Raw genomic sequence first — 22,992 nt, 5'->3', positions numbered from 1 at the left:
GCCCCTGGGGGGGAGCTGGCAGGTGGACGGCGGGGGGGCGTAGGGCCTTCAGCGGGGTTTTTCTCTCCTGCCCCCCTTGCGGCGCCGCTCCTCCCGCCCCTGTGGTGGGAGGCGGCGGGGTCGAGCGGCTCCTCGCCCGGGGCGGGCGCGCCGGCGACGGCCAGGCGCTCGGCGAGGGCGGCTTCCACGTGCGCGCGTGCGGCGGTGTCGAGGTCGCCCACGCGGAGCCGCAGATGCGGGCCGGACTGCCAGTACCGGATGAAGAACCACGGCGTGCCGGGGGCGAGTTCGCGGATCGTGGGGCCGATGACATCGGTGACGACCCGGTCGTGTGCCGACCGGGCCGTCGTACCGAGGTGGAGGTGCCAGGCGGTCCATTCGGTCGCCCGCGCCGTGGGGGGCGGGGTCGTGGTCGCCGTCTGCGTCGGGGTCGGGGTCACGGGGACGCTCCTTCAGAGTCTGAGGTCGAGCAGCGCGCCGCCGGTGTCCTGCGGTACTCCCACGACCACGGACAGGACGATCATCTCGTCGGGGTCCAGGCCGAGGACGCGCTGGGTGGGAATCTCCTTGAAGGCCCGCACGGGGCGGGCGAAGAGGCCGGAGGCGGCGGCGGACAGGCAGAGCCCGTGCGCGGCCCAGCCGGCGGCATGCTGGACGGCGCCCCAGCCGGCGGTCCCGAGGCGCTCGAAGAGCTCCCGGGTCCGCACCGACAGGAACACGGTGAGCGGGGCGTCGCGGATGCCGCAGCCGTTGACGGGCGAGACGCCGTAGCCGTACTGCTCCTCCAGGCGTTCGGGGGCGGTCGCGTCGGCGCGCAGGAGACGCGTGGCGCCGTCCCGGAGCCGGTGGACGCCGTCGGTCCGCCCTTCGACGCCCTGCACGACGGCGGTGACGTTCAACGCCTCGAAGGCGGTGGCGAGTTCGGGTCCTGGCGGTGGCACGGAGAGCCAGCGGGCCGCGTCGTCGAGCGCCTCGGCGGGGACGTTCCGGCGCCGGCCGCTCATGCCGTGCAGGGCGCGCGGCATGCGTCCGGAGTGGCGCCGCCACAGCAGTTCCGCCCAGTCCGGCACGGTCGCGGAGGGGCCGAGGCCCGCCGGGACGGCCGTGGTGAGCGGGACGGGGGCGCCGGCGTACGTCTGCTCCCGGTTGACGCGGATCAGCTCGACGAGGGCGGGGTCGGTGCGGGCGAGGTGGGCCGGCGGCCCGGCGACGGAGTCCGCGTGCCCTGCCGGCGCCTCCCCTCCGTCCAGTTCCACGACGAGCGGCAGGGACCACGCCCAGGCGTCGTCCAGACCCAGGGCGGGCAGCAGCTCGTGGGCGTCCGGGCCCGGAAGCCGGAGCCGCGCGGGCACGTCGAAGAGTTCGAGTCCGAGGCTCAGCGCCCGCAGTACGAAACCGAGTTCGATGGCGATGAGCGAGCCGCGGAACCACTGGTAGGCGGGCGGCACGGTCGTGTACCGGCCGGTGAGCACGACGTTCCGGGCGGGGGTCGCCGGGTCGCCGGTGAGGGCGTGCCGGTCCGGTTCGAGCAGGCGCCACGGCATGCCCGCGCCCCCGTCCACGAAGGCGTGGACGGGGAAGAGGCAGCGCGGCGAGGCGTACGGCCGGTGGTCGTTGTAGGGGTTCTCGGGCTCTCTGCGCTGCGGTCCGAAAGCGGTGACGAGGGCGCGGCCGAGCCGGTCCTCGACCGGTTCGGCCGCGCCCCGGCCTCGCGCGCCGCCCGGTGGCGGCGCCGGGTAGGGCAGCGCCGCGAGCCGGTCGTGGGTGCCGAGCGGCAGGGCCCTGCGCGGGCCGCCCCCGCGCGGTGGCGGGGGCGGTACGTGCGTGTCGGGCGGCGGTTGCGGCACCCAGGTCCACGGGGGCGCCTCCGGCGCGTCGTCCCCGGCCCCGTACGCGTACCAGAGGGGCTCGCGGGCGATGCTGTTGTCGCCCTCGGGGCCGGGCAGGTCGACCGGGCCGCGCCGGGGCGGGGCGCCGGCGTCCGCCGCGCGCGGGGCGGCCGGGGCCGTCACGGGAACGGGTGGGGGTCGAGGGGGAACGCCCGGTGCTCCTGCCCGGTGCCGCGCAGGGCGGCGGTGAGCCGGGGCAGTCCGGCCAGCCGCTGCTGCGCGTGGCCGAAGCACATCGGGACGATGCCGGGGACGACCGCGCGGGCCACGTGGATGCCCGCGTCGGCGTGCTCGCGGCTGGTCTGGTCGACGAGCACGATCCGGTCGAGCCCGGCGTCGGCGAACAGTCCGCGGACGAAGTCCAGGGCGCCGCGTACGTCCCCGCGGGAGCCGCGCTCCATCCGGCCCGGCCAGTCGGGGAAGGCCTCGTCGAGCGTGACCCGGGGGCCGCCGAGCGCCGCGGTGGCGCGGACGGCGGTCTCGGGCAGCGAGGAGAAGCGGACGTGGTCCTCCAGCTCCTGGACCAGCCACGGGTCCTCGACCATCGGCTCGACGGTCTCGCGGGTCCAGTCGACCGGGTTGGTGACGAGCTGGGCGACCTCGCGCAGGGCGCCGCGGATCGCGGACTGCGGGTCGGCGCCGGAGCCGGCCGAGGAGAAGGTGGCGGGGAAGGGGGCGAGCCGGTTCACGGCGAGCACCCAGACGACGGGGAGGCCGATGTCCTGGGTGGCGACGAGGAGGTGCACGTCGAAGCCGCGCGACTCCATCAACTCGATCATGGCGCGGCTGGTGGGGTCGGTGAGGGAGGAGTTCGGGATGGTCGGCAGCGGCGCGGCCCGGTGCCAGGACAGCAGGAACGCGTCCCGCTCCGCCAGCTCGAACAGCGAGTGCAGGGCGGCCTCTTCGAGGTTGGCGCCGACGGCGCAGCCGCTGGACGACTCGTAGAAGTAGTGCTTGCGGCCGGGCGTCCCGGCGGCGCGGGCGGCCCTGCGGTCGCGGCGGTGGTTGTACTCGTACTGGTAGAAGGCGTGGTCGGCGGGGACGAGCAGGGCGCGCCCGTCGTCGAGGTCGTGGCCCCACACCCAGTCCATCGGGGTGTCCGCGTCGAACGGTGTGGCCCTGCTGGTCGGGTGGGCGAGCTGCTCGGCCGTGTACTGCCCGAGACCGGCCGGGTCGACGGCGTGCTCCGCGACCTCGGCGTACGAGCGGTGGGTGAGGACGGGGATGTCGTACGGGAAGCCCGCGAGGCGTTCGTACGCCTCCAGGATCGCCACGGGTCCGGTCTCGGCGAAGGTCCGGGCGCGGCCGTGGCCCATCGCCGGGGCGTCCGGCACCACGGCCATGCTCATCGCGAACGGGGCGCGGGACTCGCGCAGGAGCGCGCGGACGGGGCCGAAGCGGTCGTCGACCAGGCGGTCCTGGAGCACCCCGCGTTCGACGAGCCGGCTCGCGGCGGTGCGGGTGCAGTCGTCCGGGAAGGCGGGCCGGTCGGCCGGGGTGAGCGGCGGCGGGGTCCCGGTGCCGTCGAGCCGTTCGTCCGCCGGTCCGCAGAGCGGGCAGTGGAAGCTGCGGGCGATCCGGTGCCGGCGCAGGCCGCGCGGCGAGACGGAGAAGAGTTCGCCGGGCCCGAGCGGCCGCCTCACCAGGTGCTCCAGGGTCGCCCGGAGCAGTTCGGGGAGGAGCGGCGCGCCCGGCGCGGGGGCGGCGGTCGCGTGCCGCAGGTCGCCGACGAGCGGGTGGTCGGGGACGGTGCGGTCGCGGACCTCGGCGCAGCCGGCGCAGCCCGCGTCGGTGCCGGGCCGCCAGAGCGGCCCGACGAGGACCTCGTCGCCCAGGAGGCGTACGGAGAGGTGGGCCCGGCCGGCGGCGACGGCCTCGTCGAACCGTGCCCGCTCCCAGTCGAGGTGCCAGCCGCGGTCGACCGCGACGGTTCCCTCGGGGAGGAGGTCCGCGAGGACGTCGAGCGCGGAACGCCAGGCCTCGTCGGCGGGGTGGGCGTCGAGCCCGGGGCCCCGGGCGAGGGCCGGGGCGGGGACGGGGGTGAGCGTGTCAGTGGGCATCGTGGGCCTCCACGGGGCCGTACCAGAGGGGGAGCTCGCCGAGCACGGGGTCGTGGCGGAGGGCCTCGCCCCGGTACGTGGTGCCGGTGCGGGCGGCCAGTCGGGCGCGGAGGGCGTCCAGGGCGGCCCGGTCGGCGAAGAGCAGGGCGTCGGTGGAGAGCGGGTCGACGCTGCCGGGGCCGTCCACGGTCTGGAGGTGGGCGAGCGCGGTGCACAGGGCGTTCCGGGCGGCCTCCGCCGCGTCGGCGCCCCAGGCGCGGCCGAGGGTGGCGCCGTCGGCGGTCACCTCGGCGAGCCGCCAGTCGAGGCCGGGCACGCCGTGGAGCCGTACCTCCGGCTCGTGCGGCAGGAGGGCGCGGAGTCCGGCGAGGATCCGCAGGCCCTCCGCGTCGAGGACCTCGCACGCCACGCCGCCCGCGGCCACGGCGGGAGCGCCCGCCGGGAGGGCCGCGGGCGGCACGTGCGGGGTGGCGGTCTTCGCCGGAAGGGGTGTGGTCTCCTCGGCGAGCAGGCGCAACGCGCCGTCGAGGAGCCAGTGTTCCCTGGTGAGCCCTGCCGCCGGGGTGGGAGCCCCGGGGATGTGGGCGTGCGGGCCGGCCGCCGGGGTGGGCGCCCCGGGGATGAGGGCCCGCAGGGCCTGCAGGGTGGCCGCCACGGTGGCGGTCTCCTGATGGGCGGCCCAGGCGAGGACCGTGGTCGTGGGGCGGCCGGCGGCGCGGAGCTCGGCGGCGCGCAGGGCGAGCGGCATCTGGGGCAGGTCGGCGCCCTCGGTGAGGGCGAGCGGTCCGGTCCAGCGCGCGGCGAGCGGGGTCGCCGTCTCGCGTGCCTCGTCCGGTTCGGGCCGGGGGTCGGCGGGTGCGGTGCCGAGGGTGAACGGGCCCTCGGGGAGGGAGCCCGGTCGGCCGGTCGCGGCCGCCTGGTGGGCTCCCTCGACGGTGACCCGGTCGGAGACCAGGTCCGTCCCGTGCACGACATGGGCCTCGCCCGTGTCCGCCGTACCGGTGAGGGTGTCGATGAGGAGTTGCGCCCCGAGGGCGCCGGCGAGCGCGTCCGCCATGGGGCGGGGCGCGGGCGCGGTGGACTCGGCTGCGGCCCAGGCGCGGGCCCGGTCGTGGAACGCGGCCCGGACGGCCGCCTGTCCGGGGCCGGTGAGGGCGGGTCCGACGAGGGTGACGCCGGTGCCGCCGAGGAGGACGGGGACGACGAGCGGCGCGTCGGCCGTCGTGCCGGACGCCCCGTCGTCCTCGCGGATGTCGAGCACCGCGTCCGGGGTGGCGGCCGCCTCGTCCGTACCGGTGAGGACCGTGCCGACCCCCGCCCGGCGCAGACCGCGCACGGCCGGGCCGGTGGCGGTCGCCGGGCCGGTGACCAGGACCGTCGCGGCGCCGAGCCGGGCGAACGCCCCGTACGGGTCGTCGAGGAGGCCTTCGAGGCGGGCGAGGGACTCGGCGTGCCGCTGCCGTACGCCGACGGGCGGTTCGGGCGCCGTGTGCGCGGCCGGGTCGAGGAGCAGTCCGTTCTCGCGGAGCTTGTCGACGAGGAGGCGGACGGCGGGGCGGGCGCGTTCGGTGCCGATCTCGGCGACGAGCGCGTCCTCGTCGGTGCCGTCCTCCAGGAGCGGGACGCAGCCCTGGGCGACGGCGTGCAGGACCTCGGAGCCGCGCAGCACGAACTGGGCGCGGGCGCCGCTGAAGTAGACCCCGCCGGGGACGGGAGCGTAGTGCAGGTCGGGTCGCGTCCTGAGCGGCGCCGTGGGCGTCGTCATCGCTCCTCCCCCTCGGTCGTCGGGTGGTAGGTGAAGCGGCCGCCGGCGGTCCGGCCGACCTCGACGACCCACTCGGTGGCGTGGGTGCCGTCGACGACGCCGGGCAGCGCCTCCTCCAGGTAGCTGCCGCCGCTGTCGGCGCCGCGGCGCTCCAGCATCCGGGGCAGGACGCGGGCGCCGAGCGCGCTGCTCAGGTCCACGTACTGGGGCTTCTGCTGGAGGCGCTTGGACTGGATGTCGGGGGCGCCGACGGAGAGCGGACCCTCGTCCTCGGGGACGGTCTTGATGACGACCTCCTCGGGGACGCCGTACTTGGCGCGCCAGGCGTTGAGGGCGAGGAGCCGCTCGTGCTCCTCGGGTCCGGCGGCCAGGGCGGTGCCCAGTTCCTCTCCCCCGTACCAGCGGCGGCGGCCGATGAGGACGTCGCCGACGGCCATCCGGGGTGCGATCCGGGTGGTGGCCCGGTCCCAGGGGGTGGCGGCGTGCCAGCTGTTGGGGAGGGCGTTGAAGAGGCGGCCGCTGATGGCGAGGCCGGAGGCGACGGAGAGCGGCGGCGGGAAGAGGCCGGGGTGGCCGGTGCCGAGCGGCAGGACGCGCAGTGGGGCGCCTTCGGCGTCCTCGACGCGCAGGGAGTCGGTCTCGGGGTCGTGGGCGAGCCGCAGTCCGAACCAGTCGTCGGGGGTGAGGCCGCCGGGCAGGATCGGGGTGTGGGCGTTGACGTTGAGGCGGTGCAGGCCCAGGTCCTCGGTGACGCGGGCGCCGTCGTGTCCGTACACCCGGCGTACGTGGTCGGCGAGGCGGGGCAGCGCGCGGCCGCCGAGGCGCCGGTCGGCCTCCAGGAAGCGGGCGTAGAGCATGCCGTGGCCCGGCAGGCCGTCGTTGAGGACGAGGTGGCCGTCTCCGCGCTGGAGCAGGATGCCGTAGATCAGCGGGTCGCGGCGGAAGCGTTCCGGCAGGTCGCCGGTGAGGCCGGCGACCTGGTCCGGGCTGATGCGGAGGGTGTCGTCACCGCGGTCGACGGCCTGGCCGATGAGGGCGTGGAGCGCCTCGGTGACCTCGCGGCGCAGCTCGTAGATGCGCTCGAGGGAGCCGTCGGCGGGGCCGATGCCCTTGAGCGCGGTCGGGTCGCCGGGGCCGTCGGGGCCGTACACGGCGGCCATGGCGGCGGCACGGCGCGACACCTCGCCGACGACGAAGGGGGCGTTGGCGGCGAGGGGGACGTTCGCCCCGGGGCCGAAGCGCTCGACGAACGCGGCGGTCATGAGGACGCGCACGTCGTGCAGCCAGTCGAAGACGGTGAGGAGTTCGACGGCCGGGCCGAGGTCCCTGAGCGACTCCTTCCAGGGTTCCGTGGCCACCTTGAGCGGCGGCATCACGTAGTCCTCCTCGACCGTGACGTGCGCGGGGCGGCCGGCGGCGTGGCTGAGTTCGCCGAGGGCGCCGCGCAGCTCGGCGAGGGCGTCGCCGCGTGCGGCGGCGGGCGCGGCGGTGAAGGCGGGCAGGCCGGCCCTGACGCGGTCGGTGAGCCGCTTCGTCACCGGGCGGGGGTCGTCGGGGGTGAGCAGGACGTCGTAGTCGGTGGAGCCGTCCTCGGCCTCGTGGAAGGTGCAGAGGAGGCCCTGGGCGACGGCGCCGCGGACCTTCTGGTCGGCGTCCTCGGCGGCGATGCCGGAGCGTTCGGCGACATGGGCGACGACGGACGGGAAGGGGCGGGGGCCCATGGAGACCGCGTCGAGGAGGTCTCCGGCGGGTCCGTCGAGGGAGACGGCGGCGCGGCGCATCCCCTCGGGGGCGGGCTTCAGGAAGAACAGCTTCCCGGCCGCGGGGTCGGGCGCGGAGGTCGGCGGAAGGCCGATCCACATGTCCTCGATCGCCCGGTCGGCGGGGTCGGGCAGTCCGCCGAGCACGTAGTTGAGCATCACGCGGTCGAGGCCGGGGAAGGCGGTCGCGCCGCCGAAGCCCGCCTCGTCGGGGCCGGGGGCGGCCGGGTCGGGCTCCGCGATGCCGACGGCCGTGAACCGGGCGAGCGGGCTCGTACGGACCATGGCGCGGGTGACGTACTGGATGAGGCCGCGCTCGGACTTGCGGGACTTGGCGGGGACCTTGCCGGGGGCGCGGACGGCGGCGCGGTAGCGCTCGGCCTCCTGGTGGACCTCGGGTGCGACGAGGGCGAGCGAGCGCAGCAGGTCGGCGTCGCCGAGGAGTTCGGCGAGGACTCCGCGCTCGCGCTCGGCCGCGTCGGGGTAGCCGGCGACGAGCTCCTCGCGGATCCGCTCGCGCTCCCGGCGGGCCTCGAGCCAGGCGTCGATCACGGGGGTCGAGGGCTCGGGTGTCTTCTTCGGGGCCTTGCCGCTGTTCACGGAACGGCGCAGGGCGATCAGTTCACGCCGTTCGGCGTCGTCGGTCGCGGCGCCGATCCGCTCGTACAGCTCGTCGGACGCGGCGGCGGACGCCTCGGCGAGGGTCTGCTCGGCGGCGGTGACGAGGACGAGCTGCCGGCGCAGTCCGGCGTCGGCGAGCCGGGCCCGGCGCAGCGGGTTGACCCGCAGGAACCAGAGGGGCTCGGGGGCGGGTGCCGCGTGCGCGGGCGTCGGTACGTCCACGGGCGCGGGCGTCGGGCCGGGCGTCGGTGCGGTCACCGGCTCGGACGGCGTGTCCCCCCGCGGGTCCGCGGGGATGCCGATCACGGGGGCGGTCATCGAAGGGCTCCCTCGGAGGCGGTGCCCGGAGCGGCGCTCGGGGCGGGGGCGGCGGAACTCGTGTTCCCGGCGGGGGCGTTCGCGGCGATGCGCTCGCGCCAGGTGACGCCGAGGACCTCGTCGACCGTCTCGGCGACGGCGAAGCAGGTGTAGTAGCGCTGCATCGGCGAGACGGTGAGCAGCGGCAGCTGCTCGTAGAAGAGGTTCGTGAGGAGGCGGAAGGAGGCGAACCACGGGGACGGGGCCGAGGTCACGCCGGCCTCGCCGACGGTCCGGTGGAAGTCGCTGTCGGGCTGCTCGCCCTGCGGGACGACGGTGGTGGCGCCGGGCGGCCCCATCTCGGAGCGGTCGAGCCCGGCGGTGGCGCCGTCGAGCAGGTCGAGGGTGAGGGTGCCGGCGGCGACCGCGCTCTCCAGCGCCCCGGCGCCGTAGGCGAGTCCGGTGCGCCAGGCGGCGGCGGTGGCGGAGACCTCGCCGCTCAGCCGCTGCTCGACGACCCGGCGGAGCGCGGGCGCGTCCTGGGCGAGGCGCTGCTGGAAGACGGGGCGTACGTCCTTGGTGGGCGCGGCCCAGGCGAGGAAGGCCTCGACGTGGGAGCGGGGCGAGAAGACCCCGTATCCGAGGCCGAGGGTGTGGGTGTCGGCGAGTGCGACGAAGGCCTCGGCGAGCCGGAGCGTGCCGGAGCCGGGCTCGCCGGCGAGGTCGTCGATCGTCCGCAGCAGCGCGGGGGTCAGGGCCCCGTGCACGACGGTACGGAAGCGGTCGAGGCGCGGGTCGCGGGCGGCGGCACCGGAGGATCCGCCGGGCTGTCCGCCGTCCCGGCCGGCAGGCTCGATCCGCTCGACGGCGCCGTGCTCGCGCAGCGGCAGGTAGGGCGGCTGGACGGCCTCCAGGCGTCCGAACTCGCGGGCCTGGTCGAGGTAGGTCTCCTCGGTGAGGGCCCGGGGCGGGTCGAGCGGGCCGGCGTCCAGGGCCCGGGCGACGCCCTCCCAGTCGGGGCCGCCGCCCGGGACGCCGGTGGCGTCGCGGGCGAGGATGTCGATGTGCGGCCCGTGGAGCCACCCGCGGCGCAGCTGGACGGCGGGAGCGCCCGCCTCGTTCAGCGCGCGGGCGACCGGTACGACGTACCGGGCGAGCCAGGCCGGTGTGACCGGCATCCGTGTGTGCAGCCGCACTCCCGTCAGGCCGTCGGAATCCGGCTTCACGGCAGTGCGCTCCAGCGCATCAACCCCCATGACTTCGCACCTTCCGAGAATTCGAGAACAACGTCCTGGGCTTTCTTTCACTTCCGGCCGCAATCATGTGACGGGGAATTGCGGGGCGATAGGGGGAAGGGATTCGGGCTGACATGTGTCACCCTTTCCGTGACGCTCGGGCCATGACTTGGTTCGAGACGGGTCCGAGTCCGACTGGCTGAAAATAGACAACCCGGTCGGATCATCGCGGAGCGTCGTTGTAAGGTCCGCGCCATGACTACGGAAACCACCGACGCCGAGTGCCTGGCACTCACGCGTAATCTGCGCCGTCGCGGCGCGATCGTCCTCGCCGTCTTCGCCCTCGTATGGGCCTTCGCGGGCGGTTCGGGAATAGCGGCGGTGCCCGTTTCCGTCGCGGTCGGCGTCGTCGCCGCGGTCGTGACCGCCGGCGCGGTGGTGTTCGCCTTCCGGGGCACCGCGGGTCCGGTGACCCGCATGGTCCGCCTGCCGGAGAAGTGGAACCGGGGGGTCGGCCTGGTCAACATGGCCGAGCTGGTGGCGATCTTCGCGGTCATCGCCGCGTCGAACGCCTCAGGTCACCCCGAGTTCATCCCGGTCGGGATCTGCCTGGTCGTGGGCCTGCACTTCTTCCCGCTCGCCCGCCTCTTCGACCAGGGCCAGTACACGTGGACCGCGATCTTCCTGACGGTCGTCGCGGTCGTGGGGCTCGTCGTCCTGGCGGCCGGCACCACCGCGGAGACGATCCGCACGGTGGTGGGTCTGGGCGCCGCGATCGTGCTGTGGGCCTCGTCCTTCCACGTGGCCCTGCGCGGCTGACGGCCCGAAGTCCCCTCAGCGGCGGCGAAGCACACCGGACGCACCGGAACGCACGCGAGGATGCGCCACCCGGCCTGAGCCGGGCGGTCGCATCCTTCGTGCGTCGTGCGTTCAGCCTCGGTTACTCGGTCAGCAGGCCGAGCAGGTGGAGGAGGACGACGACGAGGTGCCGATCGAGCCGCTGGAGGCACCCATCTCCGGGAGGGCCACGCCCTGGGCGACCTCGAGGGTCTCCAGCTCCGCGACGTCGAAGTTGTCGAAGGCCGCGTCATCGCCGTTCTTGATGTCGTCGATGCTCATGGTGTGTTTCCTTTCAGCGTTTCGGTTGGGGGATGTTCAGCAGGCGGAGCAGGTGGAGGAGCTGGAGGACGAGGTGCCGATCGAGCCGCTGGAGGCACCCATCTCCGGGAGGGCCACGCCCTGGGCGACCTCGAGGGTCTCCAGCTCGTCGACGTCGAAGTTCTCGAACGCCTTGTCCGCGTCCTGGCCCTGCTTGATGTCGTCGATGCTCATTCTGAATTCCTTTCCGAATTCTTCTCGGCAACCGTTCGGCTGCAACACCAATAATGCTGACCGACCATCTCCCGCACCAGTCTTTCCGAGCTCCGCCTGACGTTTATCACGCCCGGAATAACCGGCGTCATGTCGGAAGGGCTCAGGGGTTACCGGGAAGGGACCACTCGGGGCTGTTGAGCATCCGCCACCCTTCCCCCGGCTCACCTGCGACGGAGTCGTCCGGGCGCCGGCTGCCGAGCAGGAAGTCGCCCACCGAGGACTCCTGGAGGTAGTCCAGGCCGAGCACCCGCGCGGACATGTCGGCATCGCCGTTGCCCAGCGCGCACGGGGCCAGGCCGAGGGCCGTCGCGACCAGGTACATCGTCTGGTAGAGCACGCCCGTGTGCCGGAGCGTGGTCGCGTAGGCGATGGCCCGGTACTTCCACGACATGCGCTGGAAGCGGGCCGTGACGGTGAGGAGGACGTCGGGGCGCGCCTCCATACCGGTGGCCCGGGAGGCCACGTGGAAGAGGGACTCGCGGTCGGCCTCCTCCTCGTTCCGCAGGACGAGCCGGTGGCCGACGGGGTCGTAGTAGTAGATGCCGGGTGCCAGGCCCTCGCAGCGCCGCACGGTGACGTACAGCTCCAGCTCGTACCCCTGGCCGCCGCTCGGGTAGGGGCGGGAGACGACCTCGTCGCGGTCGCCGCCGGGCTCCGGCGTGTAGTGGGCGCGCACGCGGGCGACGCGGTAGAGGAACTCGCCGAGCTGGCGGGCGGTCATCTCCTGCTCGCCGTAGCCCCGGATGGAACGCCGCGTCTCGATCGCCGTGGTGAGGGACGGGTCCTGTGCGGCGATCTCCTCCCGGGTCGGCCGGTGGAGGGGCACGGAGGGGCCCTCGGGAACGGGACGTACGGCCGGCCGGGGCTCGATGACGCCCCGGTGGGGGTAGACGGCGCCGAACACGTCGTCGTAGCGGCCGGAGCGGATGCGCGAGTGGAAGAGGAGGTCGTGGAAGTCCCACTGGCGCAGGACGGGTTCGCCGTCCGAGGCGAAGACCCCTTCCTCGTCGGCGAGTTCGGCGAACCCGGCGCCGACGAGATGACCGAGGACATCGGCCGTGCCGGCCTCGTCGAGACCGGCGTCCGCGCCGAGGCGGGCGGGGGTGCCGGGCTCGCCGAGCGCGGCGGCCAGGGTCCGGGCGGCGGGGTCGGTGAGCACCGCCCGGAACTTGACCAGCGGCGACTCCAGGACGAGGGCGCCTTCGCGGCTGCGGCAGAACGCGAAGCGGGAGAGCCGTACGGTCGCGTCGACGGGGACGGGGACCGGCTCGTGGGCGGCGTCGCGTGCCACCGGCTCCAGCCGGAGGAGCTCGCGGCTCCCGCCCCGGGCCAGCACGGCGTGGGCCACCAGGTGGCGGGCGCGGTCGAGGACCCGCTCGAACTGCACTCGCTCGGCGGGGCGGAGCCCCTCGTACAGCTCCTCGACGGGCAGGGGCCCTTCGGCGAGGCGCTCCAGGGCGGTCCGGACGCCGTCCCGGACGGGGCGGAGGGCGAGCGAGGTGGCGGGCCCGGCGAGGGTGGCGACATCGCCGTCCGCCGAGGCGAAGAGGACGCGCACGCCTCCGGTGAACGCCGGTACGGAGAGGGCGGGTTCGAGGGGTAGCGGGCCGGTGCCCGAGGGTGTCTGCGTGGTCTGCACGGTGCCTCCGTGGGCGCGAGGAAGACGGTCCGGCGCCGGGGCCGTGCGGCCCCGGGGGCCGGCGGACGGGAAGGCGCCGTACGCAGGGCAGACGCCGGGCACCACTCTCGCGCGGGGAATCGGACCCCGACCGGCGCCCGCCGACATCGGTGACATTTCCCGGGCAGGGCGTGACGGACGGCATTCCGCGGCGTGACTCCCGTCATCCCGGAGTGCCTGATTCCCTGACCCACCGGCGGAAATGACCGAGGTCATCGATCGCGTGACACATGCAAGAAACGGCGCGAACCCGCTCGGAGTTCCGGCCGTTCGCGCCCATGCTCGGAGAGCGAATTCATCACCGTTCCGAAGCCTCACCGTTCCGAGGCACCACTGCTCGGAATCATCACCGCTCCGGAGCATCACCGTTCCGAGGCACCACTGCTCGGAATCATCACCGTTCCGAAGCCTCACCGTTCCGGAGCCCCGGCCGAAGCACCGCCCGAACCACCGTTCCCGGAAAACCGTCACGTTAGGAATCCGCTGTGTTCTCTCGCCGCAACGCGATACGACTCGGACTCACCGCCGGTGCCGTCGGCGCTGTCGGCGCGGCCGGCGGGGTGTTCCAGAGCCTCACCTCCGGTACGCAGGCGGTGGCCGCCGAGCCGCCCGCCGGCCCGCCCGCGGTCACCCCGTTCACCGTGCCGCTGCCCCGGCCCCGGGTTCTCGCCCCGTACCGGCGGACCCGGTCGGCCGACTACTACGCGGTCACCATGCGCAGGGCGCGGGTCGAGATCCTGCCCGGGCTGCGGACCGAGGTCCTGACGTACAACGGCACCTTCCCCGGGCCCACCATCCGGGCCCGCAGCGGGCGCACGGCCGTGGTGAAGCAGATCAACCTGCTCTCCGCGCCGACCTCGGTCCACCTGCACGGCGGGAACAACCCGCAGGACCAGGACGGCGGGATGATGGACCTGATCCAGCCGGGCCGGTCGAAGACCTACGTGTACGCCAACCGCCAGGTGGGCGCCACGCTGTGGACGCACGACCACGCCCACCACCTGGAGTCCGAGCACGTCTACCGGGGCCTCTCCGGGCTCTACCTCCTCGGCGACGAGGCCGAGGACGCGCTCGGACTGCCCTCGGGCCCGTACGAGGTGCCTCTGGTCCTCCGGGACGCGCACTTCGACGCGACGGGGCAGATGCTCTACACGATGGACGACGCGCTCAACCGCACGACCATCCTGGTCAACGGGGCCCCGTGGCCGTACATGAAGGTCAAGGCCCGCAAGTACCGCTTCCGGATGGTCAACTCCTGCAACCTGCGCATCTTCGTGATGGCGCTCTCCGACGGCAGCCCCATCATCCACGTCGGCTCGGACGGCGGGCTGCTGCCGGCGCCGGCGCCCTCGCCGGTGATCGTCCTCTCCCCCGGCGAGCGCGCCGACTTCGTCGTCGACTTCTCGCGGTACGCGCCGGGCACCCAGGTCACCCTGGCGAACATGCTGGGCCCCGGACCGACCGAGCTCGTCGGGCAGATCATGCGCTTCGACGTCGAGGAGAAGGTGACCGACACCAGCCGGGTGCCGGACGTCCTCACCACCCTGCCGCCGCTGCCCACGCCGACCGTGGAGCGGAACTTCGAGCTGCGGATGGACGAGCCGGGCACGGGCCATCTCGCGTACATCAACGAGAAGACCTTCGACCACGACCGGATCGACACCGAGATCGCCTGGGGCTCCACCGAGGTGTGGACGGTCAAGAACACCAGCACGACCGTTCCGCACAACTTCCACACCCACCTGGTGCAGTTCCGGATTCTCGAACGGGACGGAATGCCGGTCTATCCGGCGGAGGCCGGCCTCAAGGACACCGTCCTCCTCTTCCCGGGGCAGACCGCGAAACTCCAGCTGACCTTCGACACCCACCGCGGGGTATTTCCCTATCACTGCCACATGATCGACCACAGCGCCATGGGAATGATGGCGCAGATGCGCATCTCCTGAAGGTCGCCGAATCCTTCCGCACCACCGAACTCCCCCTTTCGGAAAGGAGGAACCATGTACGTACGCCGCATTCTCGACGCTCTCGGAAAGGACCCCGGGCGCGTGGTGATACACCGCGCCGACGAGGCCGTCACCGCCGACCGGCTCGCCGGCGCGGTGCGGGCCACCACGGCCCTGCTGCACTCCCGCGGCGTCCGCCCCGGTGACACCGTCGCCGTGCTGACCGGCCCCAACCGGCCGTCGATGCTCGGCGCCCGGTACGCCGTCCATCTCCTGGGCGCCACCTCCGTGTACGTACGGTCGATGAATCCGCGTACCGACACGGAGACCTTCTCGGTCGCCACCCAGGCCCAACTCCTGGAGGACCTGCGGGTGTCGGTGCTGCTCGTCGACGACGAGAGCGCCGAGCGCGGCGACTGGCTCACCCGCCGCGTCCCGGCCGTCACCGCGCTGCCCCTCCCCTGGGGGGCGGCGGCCGGACCCGCCGGACCGCTGCCGGCGCGACTCCCCGAGCCGCGCCCGGACGACCTCGCGACCGTCGAGTTCACCAGCGGGAGCACCGGACGGCCGAAGATGGTCGCCCAGCGGTACGACACACGTGAGGAGCTCGTCAGCCGCCTCGCCCATGGCCTCGATCCCCGGGGACCCGCGACGCTGCTGTCCGTCACGCCGATCAGCCACACGACCGCGCCGATGGCCGACGCGGTGCTGGCGAGCGGCGGACGGGTCGTGCTGCACGACGAGTTCGAGGCGGGCGACGTCCTGGACGCCTTCGAGCGCCACGGGGTCACCGACGTCTATCTCGCCGTCCCGCACCTCTACCGGCTCCTGGACCATCCGGCCGCCCCGCTCACCGACCTGTCGTCGCTGCGCCGCATCACCTACAGCGGCACCCCGGCCGCGCCGGCACGGGTGGCACGGGCCGTCGAGCTCTTCGGCGACGTGCTCATCCAGGTGTACGGGACGACCGAGGCGGGTGGCATCAGCAGCCTCAACCCGCTGGACCACCGCGAGCCGGAGCTGCTCGGCTCGGCGGGTCGTCCGTTCCCGTGGGTGCGGGTGGAGATCCGCGGCACGGGCGGCGGCCCCCAGGTGGAGCGGGGGGTGTCGGGCGAGATCTGGATCAGTTCGCCGACGGTCACGGCCGGCTACCTCGGCGACGAGGAACGCACCGGGACGGTCTTCCGCGACGGCTGGCTGTGCACCGGCGACCTGGGGCACTGGGACCGGTACGGCTACCTCCGGCTCGACGGCAGGGTGGGCGACGTGATCAAGCACGGCGGGCTCAAGCTGGACCCGGCGGCCATCGAGGAGGCGCTGATGCGCCATCCGCAGGTGCGCCAGGCCACGGTGTTCGGGGTGCGGGACCGCGACTGGGTGGAGCAGGTGCACGCGGCCGTCGAGCTGCACTCCGGGGCCGGACAGACCTCCTGCGACCTGCGGGGATATGTCGCCGCGGCGCTGACTCCGGAGCACACTCCGGTACGCGTCTCGGTCTGGCCGCGGCTGCCGCTCACCCCCTCGGGCAAACCGGACCGCGCCTACCTGCGCTCCGTCTCGCCGCCGGACCCGGCCGCGTCGACCGCCCACGCCGCCGCAGGAGGCGCGCGGAACGGTACCGCCGGTGGCGCCCGGAGCGGCACCGCCGCACGCGCTCCGGCCGTCTCCGGCGCAGGCGCTCCGACCGCCACCGCCCTCCGCGGCGCCGGCGCCCCGCGCGCCGGCGGGCCGGCCCTCAGCTCCCCGCGCGGAGCCACCGCGCGGGACGACCCCGTCCGCGTGAGCGGCGCGGGTCACCAGCCCGATCACGCCTCCTCGCGAACCAGAAAGGGCGTTCCATGACCGGTTTCGGCCACTTCGCCCGGTCGCTGCGGCTACGGCGGCTCTACCGCCACAGCACGGCCGGCCTGATGATCACCCCTCTCGACCATTCGATCCACGACGGTCCCGTGGTGCCGAAGGGCACCACGCTCGACCAGCTCGCCGCCCGGATCGCGGCCGGCGGCGCCGACGCCGTCGTCGTGCACAAGGGCAGCGTCCGGCACATCAGCCCGGAGCGGTTCGCCGCGATGTCGCTGATCATCCACCTCAACGCGAGCACCAGCCAGGCGCTCGACCCCAACGCCAAGTACGTCGTCGCCGGCGTCGAGGAGGCCCTGCGCCTCGGCGCGGACGCGGTCAGCGTCCACGTCAACCTCGGCTCCGACGACGAGCGGCAGCAGATCGGCGACCTCGGCAGGATCGCCGACGCCTGCGACCGCTGGAACCTGCCGCTGCTCGCGATGGTGTACCCGCGCGGGCCGCGGATCAGCGACCCCCGGGACCCCGCGGTCGTCGCGCACGCCGTGACGATCGCCGCGGACCTGGGCGCGGACCTGGTCAAGACCGTCTTCCTCGGATCCACCGCGGAGATGCTCGACCTGACCGCGGCCTGCCCGGTGCCGGTGCTCGTCGCCGGCGGACCCGCCCTGGAGAAGGAGGAGGACGTCCTGGCGTACGTCAGGGACGCCATCGCCGGAGGGGCGGGCGGGGTGGCCATGGGCCGCAACATCTTCCAGGCCAAGGACCCGCGCGCACTGGCGGCCAAGGTCGCCAGGATCGTGCACCACTTCCCCGAACAGCACTTCACCACCGGCCCGTTCAGCGAGTCGGGCGGCCGGGAGCGGCTTCACAGCGAACGCCTCACCCCCGACCACCTCGACGGCACACCGCTCGACGACCAGCACCACGACGACACCCACCTCGGCGGCCCGTCGCTCGACGGCCCGTCTCTCGACCATCTGACAGGAGGTCCGCATCATGACGGACGCCAAACTGTGCTGGCTTGACATCCGTGAGGCCGGCGCCGCCACCGCCGCCGTCCTCGAGGAGGCCCTGCACCAGAAGATCGACGGCATCGTCGCCGCCGACCCGGCCGTCTTCGTCGGCCTGCCGCCCACCCTCCGCAAGGTCCTGCTCTTCGAGGACGGCGCCGCCACCGTGCCCGCCGACCTGGGCGACGCCGACGTCGTGATCGTCCCCGGTCCGAAGGACGGCCGCGCCGAGCTCGAAGCGGCCCACCCGGACGTGCAGTTCGGGCGGTACGTGGAGATCGTCGACGCCGACACCCTGGAGGACGCCTGCCTGGCGGCGCGTCTCGAGGTGTGGAGCGTCCTCGACTTCCGCGACCCGACGAAGATCCCGCTGGAGATCGTCATCGCGGCCGCCTCGGGCGCGCCCGGTTCGATCGTGACGACGGCCGCCGACACCGAGGAGGCCGAGATCCTGTACGGCGTCCTGGAGCACGGCTCGGACGGGGTGCTGATGCGGGGCCGTACGGTCGGCGACGCGACGGCCCTGCGGACCGCGGCGACCGCGCACGGCGGGGAGATCTCCCTGGTCGAGCTGGAGGTCACGGCGACCACGCACATCGGCATGGGCGAGCGTGCCTGCGTCGACACCACGACCCACTTCCGCAAGGACGAGGGCATCCTGGTGGGGTCCCACTCCAAGGGCATGGTCCTGTGCGTCAGCGAGACCCACCCGCTGCCGTACATGCCGACCCGTCCGTTCCGCGTCAACGCGGGTGCCCTGCACTCCTACACCGTGGGGCAGAACGGCCGCACCCACTACCTGAGCGAGCTGCACGCCGGCAGTTCCGTTCTGGCGGTCGACGTCGACGGCCGTACGCGGCCCGTCAGCGTCGGCCGGGTGAAGATCGAGACGCGTCCGCTGATCTCCATCGACGCGGTCGCGCCCAGCGGTCAGACGGTCAACCTGATCCTCCAGGACGACTGGCACGTGCGGGTCCTCGGCCCCGGCGCCTCGGTGCTCAACAGCACCGAACTCAAGCCGGGCGACCGCATCCTGGGTCACCTGCCGACGGCCGACCGTCATGTCGGCTACCCGATCAACGAGTTCTGCCTGGAGAAGTAGGAGCGCACGGAGCGCCCTGCTCCACCATGTCGTGAAGCCCCGCCCCGGCACGCCTCGTGCCGGGGCCGGCGCGCGTCCGGGCTCCGCCACCGTCCTCACAGCAGCCCGCATTCCGCCGCGATGCGCGCCGCGTCGAACCGGTTGCGCCCGCCGAGCTTCTTGATCGCCGCCGAGGTGAGGTTCCGTACCGTCCCCGCCGCGAGGTAGAGCTCGCCCGCGATCTCCTTGACGGTCGCCCCGCCGGCGGTCAGCCGCAGGACGTCCGTCTCCCGGACGCTGAGCACCGTCTCCCCCGCCGTCGGCGTCCTGAGCAGTCCCGGGTCGACGGTGAGGCAGCCTCCCGCGACCCCCACGAGGGTGGTGATCAGCTGGGGCAGCCGGGCCGTCTTCGGTACGACTCCGAGTGCTCCGGCGGCCACCGCCCGGTCCACCACGGACGGGGTGGCCGAACCGACCATCAACGCCACTCCGCAGCTCGGGTGGTGCGAGCGCACCTCGGTGGCGGCGTGCAGCGCCTTGCCTCCCATGGTGCTCTCGCCGAGGAGGAGCACCGTGGGCCGGTGCCGCTGGACGGCCGGGAGCACCGCCTCGAAGGTCGTGGCGAGCCCCACCACGTCCAGACCGTTGGTGCCGTTCAGGGTCTCGGCGAAGGCCTCCAGGACCAGTTGGTGGTCACCGGCCACGACGACGCGAATGGACATCTCTCTCCCCGTGGTGACTTCTGTGGTGCCTTCTGAGTGCGGAGTGGTGACTGCTCTGTGTGACTGCTCTGTGTGACTGCTCTGTCTGAGTGCTCTGCGTGACTGCTGTGCTGTGAGTGCCGAGTGCGGGCCCTCGCGGGCCGTCGGTCTCAGCGGTTGGTCGCCCGCGCCGCGTCGGAGGCCAGGCCGTCGACGACGGAGCGGAGCCAGCTGCGGTCGCCTGCCGTCGTCGTGCCCGGTCCGGCCGCGCCGGCCGGGGTGTGCTCGATGTGCCGGGCACCGGGCGGCAGTGTGGCCGCGAGGGCGGCCGACACGGCCCGGAAGGCGCGCAGCAGCTCACCGCGGGCGTCCGGCGCCGGCAGCACGACGACGGCGGCGTTCACCGGTCCCGCGTCGGCGGCGATCTGGTCGGGCAGCCGGCCCGCCTCGTCCGGATCACGGATGTCGATGCGGTACGGCAGGGCGAGCAGACCCGCGTCGTTGAGCGCCTTGCAGAGGAAGGCGGCGTTGGTGGCGGCGTCGTCGCCGCGGTCCGGGTGGCCGGCGCCGACGACGGCGACGATCGCCCCCGCGGCGCTCAGCCGTGTCGCGAGCTCCCGGCCGATGCCCGTGGTGGCGTCGACGACGAGGACGACAAGACCGTCGAGCCGCGGTGGGGAGGAACCGGTCTGGAGCACGGGACGTCCCTTTCGAGGAGATCGTCGAACGGGTAGCGTGATGATCGTGTGAATGGGGTGAATCGGGTCGCTCGGGCGATGGAGCGCGGAATCCGGTTCAGAACTCCGCCCCGAACGACCCTGGGGCGGTACGGCCATTGGGGGACACCGTGGACGAGGTCTCGTCGCTCGACCAACACACGCTGGGCGTGTACCGCGCGATCCTGTTCCACAAGGAACACGATCCCGAGCGCCTGGCGAAACTGCTGGACTGCACGACCGACCAGGTGGAGGAGGCGCTCGACCTGCTGACGCGGCTCTCCCTGCTCGCGCCGTCCCGGGACAGTCCGGGCCGGATGCGCGCGGTGAACCCGTCGCTCGGTCTCAAGGTGCTGCTCCAGCGGGAGGAGCGCGAACTCGCCTCGCGGCAGCAGCGGATCGAGCAGAATCGTGCCGCCCTCGCCGCTCTCGCGGCCGAATACACGGCATCGGGCCGCTCGGGCGGTCTCGACGGGGCGGAGCACCTCGACAACGTCGACGACATCCGTACCCGCCTGGAGGCCCTCGCCGAGTCCTGTACGCGCGAGTCGCTCGCCTTCCATCCCGGCAAGGCCCTCACGGAGGAGTCCGTCGAGGCCGGCCGGCCCCTGAACGAGCGGGCGATGGAGCGGGGCGTCCGCTTCCGGACCATCTATCTGGACAGCGTCGCGGGTGACCGGGTCACCCGGGCGCACGCCCAGTGGATGGCGGAGCACGGCAGCGAGATCCGTACCTCGCCGACGCTTCCCATGCGGCTGCTCATCGTGGACACGGCGGCGGCGGTGGTCGCCGGGCTGCCCGGTCAGGCCCAGCCGTCCGCGCTGCTCTTCAGCAGCCAGCCGGTGGTCATGGCCATGCGCGCCCTGTTCGAGGCCTACTGGGAGCACGCCTCCCCGTTGAACGGCCCGGGCGACGCCCTGCCGGGCGGGCTCACCCCGCAGGAGCGCAAACTGCTCCAGCTTCTCGCGAGCGGTCTCACCGACGAGGCCGTGGCCCGGGCGCTGGGCATCGGGGTGCGGACGGAGCGGCGGATCGTGGCCGACCTGATGGAGCGGCTGGGCGCGTCGAGCCGGTTCGAGGCGGGGGTGCAGGCGACCCGCCGGGAGTGGATCTGAGGCCGGGAGCGGAGCCGGAAAGGGGCGGCTGCCGTAGCGGCGGTCGTGACGTGCATGGGGGTCAGTCCCTGGGGGCGGTCGGCCAGACGAAGTCGTCCGGGAGGTCGATGACGCAGGGCAGTCCGGGGAGCGTCGGGACGCAGGGGAAGTCCGGCATCTGCGGGTGCGGCGGGGTCGGCCAGACGAAGTCGTCGCCACCCTGGGCCACGCTGTGCGGGGCGGTGGGGGCGGCCTCGGCCGGGGAGGCGATCACCAGACCGCCGAGGACGGCGGCGGCGACGGCGGCGAGGACACTGCTTGCGCGGCGGGAGCGACAGGACATGTGGGTCTCCGTTCCAGATGCGGATGCGGTACGGGTGCGGCGTACGTGCGTGTCAGGAGGTCCTTGGCGTCCGGTGGCTTTTCAGCCGTCCCGGCCGCACACCTAGAGGAAATCACCGCGGGGCCCCGGCTGTCCGCTTCCGGACAGGCCAGGAAGCTGCCTGGCAATGAGCTGCCTCACGACCTGCGGGAAAGTACGGGGGCAGGCCCTGGGCGGACCCGCTTCTTCCGGCCAAAAGGCCAGGTGGGGGGCGCATCCGAGAGCGTTCGTGCGCTGGCAGGGATCCGGCCACGGGCATGTGATGCAGCGAGTTGCCGGCGGCACGGGGCGGCCGGGGGCCGGACGCCGCCCCGCCGGACGGCCGCCGGCGGACGGGCGGGAGGCATCACGAAGGCGACCGGGGAAACGCTCAGGGGACGAGGAGCAGCTCGCGCAGGGTCGTGCCGGTGACCGCGAACGCGGCGTACAGCCGGGCGGCCGTACCGGACGAGGACCGCCCGCTCGCCGCGGCGCAGCCGCACGGTGCGGAGCCCGTACGGGAACGTGCCCGCCCAGCGGGAGGCGGCGGTGAGGCGGCCGAGGGTGAGCTCGGGGAGCAGAGGGGTCCGGGAAGCGTCACCGGACGGTCGTCACCGAGCCCCGGACGGGCGGCAACTCAGCGTTGCGCCGCCCGTCGGGGCGGGCGGGTCAGGCCTTGTTGTAGTGCGCCCAGAACTCGTCCCAGGAGAGCACGCCGTCGCCGTTGTCGTCGCGCTGCTTGATGAGCACCTCGGCGACCGACTCGGTGACGTGGAAGTCGCCGTGCTGGGCCATGAGGCTCTTGTACTCCGCGGCGGTGATGAAACCGTCCCCGTCGGCGTCGAACCTGTTGAATGCCGTGCGTGCCGAGTCGATGTCCGCCACTGCTTCCGCCCCTTCATGGTGCTTCTCTGACGGGCTCAGATTAGCTGGCCCGGGGCCGGCGGATGATGGGGGTATGAGCGACGAGGTGGCACGGATCCTGGCGGCGGCGGCGCGCGGGGAGTTCCCTCCCCCGGACGGGACGACGACGGTCGTGCCGCCGCCCGGCCCCCGGGACGCCGGGGTGCTCGCCTTCACCGCCCACTCGGTGGTCTTCACCGACGCCGACCCGGAGTGGGTGCGGGCGGCGCTCGCGGCCACGTCGAGCGACCCGCTGGCGGCGAGCATGAACCCGGGTTTCCTGATGGCACTGATGACCCGCACCGGCCGGCACATGAACACGATCGACCTGCTGACCGTCGCCGACGCCCTGCCGGGCGATCCTCCGCTGGAGCTCCGGGAGATCGTGGACCCGGACCACCCCCGGGTCGCGCGGGCACTGAAGTTCCGCGACGAGGTCCGGGTGTGGGCGGCGGACGGCGGTCTCGTGGTCCTGGGCCGTGGGGTGGCGGGCCGCTGGGAGGCGGCGATCGAGGTCGAGGAGGAGGTGCGTCACCGGGGCCTGGGCCGCGCCCTGGCCACGGCGGCGCGTCATCTCACGCCGGACGCCGTGGTCTGGGCGCAGCAGTCCCCGGGCAACGCCCGCAGCGTCCGCGTCTTCCAGGCGGCGGGATACCGCCCGGTGGCCTCGGAGGCCCTCCTGGTCGCGGGCTGACCGC

The 22,992-nt window shown here is 73.9% G+C and carries 20 protein-coding genes; 7 read left to right on the top strand and 13 right to left on the bottom strand.

Annotated features, from left to right (window positions below; translation table 11 throughout):
- The 6 genes from ACZ4XX_RS34845 to ACZ4XX_RS34820 all read right to left on the bottom strand — a co-directional run.
- Nucleotides 1-440, bottom strand: a 440-nt coding sequence (locus ACZ4XX_RS34845) for a lantibiotic dehydratase C-terminal domain-containing protein (protein ID WP_468511859.1), incomplete at its 3' end; no start/stop codon positions are given.
- Nucleotides 441-452: 12 nt separating this feature from the next.
- Nucleotides 453-2,012 (bottom strand): hypothetical protein, encoded by a 1,560-nt coding sequence (locus ACZ4XX_RS34840; protein WP_468511858.1) that lies wholly within the window; start codon nt 2,010-2,012, stop codon nt 453-455.
- Entirely contained in the window at nt 2,009-3,949 is a 1,941-nt protein-coding gene (locus ACZ4XX_RS34835; protein WP_468511857.1) for a TOMM precursor leader peptide-binding protein, read from the bottom strand. The genes ACZ4XX_RS34840 and ACZ4XX_RS34835 overlap by 4 nt, the downstream gene beginning before the upstream one ends.
- Nucleotides 3,939-5,714, bottom strand: a complete 1,776-nt coding sequence (locus tag ACZ4XX_RS34830; protein ID WP_468511856.1) for a hypothetical protein — start codon at nt 5,712-5,714, stop codon at nt 3,939-3,941. Before ACZ4XX_RS34830 ends, ACZ4XX_RS34835 begins: the two co-directional genes overlap by 11 nt.
- Nucleotides 5,711-8,413, bottom strand: coding sequence for a lantibiotic dehydratase (locus ACZ4XX_RS34825; protein ID WP_468511855.1), 2,703 nt, complete (start codon nt 8,411-8,413; stop codon nt 5,711-5,713). The genes ACZ4XX_RS34830 and ACZ4XX_RS34825 overlap by 4 nt, the downstream gene beginning before the upstream one ends.
- Complete coding sequence (locus tag ACZ4XX_RS34820; RefSeq protein ID WP_468511854.1) at nt 8,410-9,648, bottom strand: hypothetical protein; 1,239 nt, start codon at nt 9,646-9,648, stop codon at nt 8,410-8,412. The genes ACZ4XX_RS34825 and ACZ4XX_RS34820 overlap by 4 nt, the downstream gene beginning before the upstream one ends.
- A gap of 234 nt (nt 9,649-9,882) precedes the next feature.
- Here ACZ4XX_RS34820 and ACZ4XX_RS34815 point away from each other — a divergent pair, with 234 nt between their 5' ends.
- A complete protein-coding gene (locus ACZ4XX_RS34815) occupies nt 9,883-10,446 on the top strand; it encodes a DUF7010 family protein (RefSeq protein ID WP_468511853.1) in 564 nt (187 codons plus the stop codon).
- 129 nt (nt 10,447-10,575) lie between these two features.
- Here ACZ4XX_RS34815 and ACZ4XX_RS34810 read toward each other — a convergent pair whose 3' ends face one another.
- The 3 genes from ACZ4XX_RS34810 to ACZ4XX_RS34800 all read right to left on the bottom strand — a co-directional run bounded on the left by ACZ4XX_RS34810 (nt 10,576) and on the right by ACZ4XX_RS34800 (nt 12,640).
- Nucleotides 10,576-10,746 (bottom strand): thiazolylpeptide-type bacteriocin, encoded by a 171-nt coding sequence (locus ACZ4XX_RS34810; protein WP_015036315.1) that lies wholly within the window; start codon nt 10,744-10,746, stop codon nt 10,576-10,578.
- Nucleotides 10,747-10,782: 36 nt separating this feature from the next.
- Entirely contained in the window at nt 10,783-10,959 is a 177-nt protein-coding gene (locus ACZ4XX_RS34805) for a thiazolylpeptide-type bacteriocin (protein ID WP_073912617.1), read from the bottom strand.
- A 142-nt stretch (nt 10,960-11,101) separates the two neighbouring features.
- Complete coding sequence (locus ACZ4XX_RS34800; protein ID WP_468511852.1) at nt 11,102-12,640, bottom strand: SagB/ThcOx family dehydrogenase; 1,539 nt, start codon at nt 12,638-12,640, stop codon at nt 11,102-11,104.
- Between the two features lie 524 nt (nt 12,641-13,164).
- Here ACZ4XX_RS34800 and ACZ4XX_RS34795 point away from each other — a divergent pair.
- From ACZ4XX_RS34795 to ACZ4XX_RS34780, 4 genes are read left to right on the top strand one after another with little or no spacing between them, the layout of a single operon-like run.
- On the top strand, nt 13,165-14,625 hold the full coding sequence (locus tag ACZ4XX_RS34795) for a multicopper oxidase family protein (RefSeq protein ID WP_468511851.1): 1,461 nt from the start codon (nt 13,165-13,167) through the stop codon (nt 14,623-14,625).
- Nucleotides 14,626-14,679: 54 nt separating this feature from the next.
- Nucleotides 14,680-16,467, top strand: coding sequence for a class I adenylate-forming enzyme family protein (locus ACZ4XX_RS34790; protein ID WP_468511850.1), 1,788 nt, complete (start codon nt 14,680-14,682; stop codon nt 16,465-16,467).
- Entirely contained in the window at nt 16,464-17,453 is a 990-nt protein-coding gene (locus ACZ4XX_RS34785; protein ID WP_468511849.1) for a 2-amino-3,7-dideoxy-D-threo-hept-6-ulosonate synthase, read from the top strand. The genes ACZ4XX_RS34790 and ACZ4XX_RS34785 overlap by 4 nt, the downstream gene beginning before the upstream one ends.
- A complete protein-coding gene (locus tag ACZ4XX_RS34780; protein WP_468511848.1) occupies nt 17,425-18,540 on the top strand; it encodes a 3-dehydroquinate synthase II family protein in 1,116 nt (371 codons plus the stop codon). Before ACZ4XX_RS34785 ends, ACZ4XX_RS34780 begins: the two co-directional genes overlap by 29 nt.
- A gap of 95 nt (nt 18,541-18,635) precedes the next feature.
- Here the strand turns inward: ACZ4XX_RS34780 and ACZ4XX_RS34775 are convergent, their stop codons facing one another.
- Both ACZ4XX_RS34775 and ACZ4XX_RS34770 read right to left on the bottom strand, forming a co-directional pair.
- Nucleotides 18,636-19,241, bottom strand: coding sequence for a response regulator transcription factor (locus ACZ4XX_RS34775; protein ID WP_030320420.1), 606 nt, complete (start codon nt 19,239-19,241; stop codon nt 18,636-18,638).
- A 149-nt stretch (nt 19,242-19,390) separates the two neighbouring features.
- A complete protein-coding gene (locus tag ACZ4XX_RS34770; protein WP_468511847.1) occupies nt 19,391-19,918 on the bottom strand; it encodes an SDR family NAD(P)-dependent oxidoreductase in 528 nt (175 codons plus the stop codon).
- A gap of 149 nt (nt 19,919-20,067) precedes the next feature.
- On the opposite strand from ACZ4XX_RS34770, the gene ACZ4XX_RS34765 reads away from it, so the two are divergent.
- Nucleotides 20,068-21,051, top strand: coding sequence for a helix-turn-helix transcriptional regulator (locus ACZ4XX_RS34765; RefSeq protein WP_468511846.1), 984 nt, complete (start codon nt 20,068-20,070; stop codon nt 21,049-21,051).
- Between the two features lie 61 nt (nt 21,052-21,112).
- On the opposite strand, the gene ACZ4XX_RS34760 is transcribed toward ACZ4XX_RS34765, so the two are convergent.
- A complete protein-coding gene (locus ACZ4XX_RS34760) occupies nt 21,113-21,373 on the bottom strand; it encodes a hypothetical protein (protein ID WP_468511845.1) in 261 nt (86 codons plus the stop codon).
- A gap of 687 nt (nt 21,374-22,060) precedes the next feature.
- The gene (locus tag ACZ4XX_RS34755) at nt 22,061-22,276 is read right to left on the bottom strand and encodes an EF-hand domain-containing protein (protein ID WP_468511844.1); all 216 of its coding nucleotides are present in this window, start codon (nt 22,274-22,276) and stop codon (nt 22,061-22,063) included.
- A 73-nt stretch (nt 22,277-22,349) separates the two neighbouring features.
- Here ACZ4XX_RS34755 and ACZ4XX_RS34750 point away from each other — a divergent pair, with 73 nt between their 5' ends.
- Entirely contained in the window at nt 22,350-22,988 is a 639-nt protein-coding gene (locus tag ACZ4XX_RS34750; protein ID WP_468511843.1) for a GNAT family N-acetyltransferase, read from the top strand.
- Nucleotides 22,989-22,992 lie beyond the last annotated feature (4 nt).

Source organism: Streptomyces sp. NPDC029956, assembly GCF_055574655.1.
This window is presented reverse-complemented; position numbering and strand designations above follow the sequence as displayed.

What these genes read in the sequence shown, in the direction of transcription:
- ACZ4XX_RS34835 (WP_468511857.1), bottom strand. Translation starts at nt 3,949, where the DNA reads ATGCCCACTGACACGCTCACCCCCGTCCCCGCCCCGGCCCTCGCCCGG.
- ACZ4XX_RS34830 (WP_468511856.1), bottom strand. Translation starts at nt 5,714, where the DNA reads ATGACGACGCCCACGGCGCCGCTCAGGACGCGACCCGACCTGCACTAC.
- ACZ4XX_RS34825 (WP_468511855.1), bottom strand. Translation starts at nt 8,413, where the DNA reads ATGACCGCCCCCGTGATCGGCATCCCCGCGGACCCGCGGGGGGACACG.
- ACZ4XX_RS34820 (WP_468511854.1), bottom strand. Translation starts at nt 9,648, where the DNA reads ATGGGGGTTGATGCGCTGGAGCGCACTGCCGTGAAGCCGGATTCCGAC.
- ACZ4XX_RS34815 (WP_468511853.1), top strand. Translation starts at nt 9,883, where the DNA reads ATGACTACGGAAACCACCGACGCCGAGTGCCTGGCACTCACGCGTAAT.
- ACZ4XX_RS34810 (WP_015036315.1), bottom strand. Translation starts at nt 10,746, where the DNA reads ATGAGCATCGACGACATCAAGAACGGCGATGACGCGGCCTTCGACAAC.
- ACZ4XX_RS34805 (WP_073912617.1), bottom strand. Translation starts at nt 10,959, where the DNA reads ATGAGCATCGACGACATCAAGCAGGGCCAGGACGCGGACAAGGCGTTC.
- ACZ4XX_RS34790 (WP_468511850.1), top strand. Translation starts at nt 14,680, where the DNA reads ATGTACGTACGCCGCATTCTCGACGCTCTCGGAAAGGACCCCGGGCGC.
- ACZ4XX_RS34785 (WP_468511849.1), top strand. Translation starts at nt 16,464, where the DNA reads ATGACCGGTTTCGGCCACTTCGCCCGGTCGCTGCGGCTACGGCGGCTC.
- ACZ4XX_RS34780 (WP_468511848.1), top strand. Translation starts at nt 17,425, where the DNA reads ATGACGGACGCCAAACTGTGCTGGCTTGACATCCGTGAGGCCGGCGCC.
- ACZ4XX_RS34775 (WP_030320420.1), bottom strand. Translation starts at nt 19,241, where the DNA reads ATGTCCATTCGCGTCGTCGTGGCCGGTGACCACCAACTGGTCCTGGAG.
- ACZ4XX_RS34760 (WP_468511845.1), bottom strand. Translation starts at nt 21,373, where the DNA reads ATGTCCTGTCGCTCCCGCCGCGCAAGCAGTGTCCTCGCCGCCGTCGCC.
- ACZ4XX_RS34750 (WP_468511843.1), top strand. Translation starts at nt 22,350, where the DNA reads ATGAGCGACGAGGTGGCACGGATCCTGGCGGCGGCGGCGCGCGGGGAG.